Raw genomic sequence first — 1,722 nt, forward strand, 5'->3', positions numbered from 1 at the left:
CTGGAGTTTAGACTAAAAGCGATATGAGAGAACGCAAATCAAAAGGAATTAGAGGTTAAAAATATTATCTTGTCAGCCTTAAAGCATCCTGACCTTTAACAATTATTGTGTAGTATACCTGCTCAGAAAATAATACAATAATGATAATCATGAAAAGGGTGGGAGAGAAACGAGCATCGCTCGTTTCTCTCCCACCTCCCCCTATTTAATTATCATTATCAGATAGAGATTAGATCGGGAATGATCAAGAAAAAAAGGGGTGTCTGATTGAATACAGTCCCCCTTTTAGTAGAAGGTGAGAAAAGAACTACCATTACTCACCTACAAACATGAAAAATGCCAGACTTGAAGAGTTTCGTCAAGTAGCCTACAAATATTTAGGTAGAGCCAAAGATGCGACCTTTGAATTAACAGATGCCATATTGCTGACCCGCACTGTCTATTCCTTAGCAGACTTATCCTTATCACCAGTATTTAGACGCAAGTGGCCAAGTATTTATGAAGCGCTACAAGATAGCAGACCGCAGCGACAGAAATTGATGCAGTTATATATCAAACAGATACCCCTCAAGGGACGACCCTTGTTAGCAGGAGATCACACAAACTGGTCACGCCCGGATGCAGTAACGCTGCAAGAAAGGACTTATGAGCATAGTGGCACATCCATAGCAGAAAATAAACCGATTAGCATTGGTCAAGGATATAGCACAATTGCCTGGATACCAGAAAAATCAGGTAGTTGGGCCCTACCCTTGAGACATGAACGGATCACAAGTGGCGAAAGCCCAATAGGGAAAGCGGTTTGGCAACTTAAACAGGTGTGTAAGTATTTACCCATTAGACCGATTTCAGTTTGGGACAGTGAGTATGGTTGTGCCCCTTTTTTGTTAAAAACTGCCAGCATTCCAGCAGATATACTGGTACGATTGCGTTCAAATCTCTGTTTATGGGGTGAGCCAGGAGCTTATAAGGGTAAGGGATGTCCCAGAAAACATGGTGATAAATTCAAGTTGAATGAACCAACAACATGGGGCCAAGCAGCATCTGTCTTCGAGGTAGATGATCCGAAACTAAAACGGGTACGGGTTAGCCTGTGGAAAAATCTGCATTTCCGTAAAGCGGTGACGCGTTCGATGTCACTTTTAAGAGTTGAACGTCTTGATGTTCAAGGTAATCAACGAGTATCGAAACCTTTGTGGTTAGCTTGGGCAGGAGAAGAAATACCTCCCTTAGAAGAAGTTTGGCGGCTTTACTTGCGTCGCTTTACAATTGACCACTGGTATCGCTTTTTAAAGCAACGTCTACATTGGACTGTGCCAAATTTAAGCACTCCCAAGCAATGTGAGCGCTGGAGTGACTTAATGCCTTTTATGACTTGGGAGTTGTGGTTAGCTCGTGATATTGTGACTGATAATCCTTTACCTTGGCAGAAGTCACTCGATAATTTGACTCCTGGACGAGTCGCTCAAGCTATGGGTGGAGTTTTTGCGGTGATTGGTACTCCAGCCCTTCCACCCAAACCTCGCGGAAAGTCCCCTGGTTGGGAAGCAGGAAAAAAGCGTCACCGTAAAAACCGATGCCCGATTGTTAAAAAAACAGTAACACGACCACGTAAAGAAGCATCTGTTGCTGTTTAATACCTTAGATTATTCATACTTTTGCTAAGTCTCTGATTAACTCAGCCCTGCTGGGTCATTTTGTATGGCTTAGTCTAAACTCCAG

General features: G+C 42.9%; 1 protein-coding gene. It reads left to right on the top strand.

Features of this window, described 5'->3' with window-relative positions; translation table 11 throughout:
• Positions 1-329 precede the first annotated feature (329 nt).
• Entirely contained in the window at positions 330-1,637 is a 1,308-nt protein-coding gene (locus ACM0OX_RS35565) for an NF041680 family putative transposase (protein ID WP_414519906.1), read from the top strand.
• Positions 1,638-1,722: the final 85 nt, after the last annotated feature.

It is taken from the genome of Nostoc sp. PCC 9305 (genome assembly GCF_963920915.1).
Taxonomy (GTDB): domain Bacteria; phylum Cyanobacteriota; class Cyanobacteriia; order Cyanobacteriales; family Nostocaceae; genus Nostoc.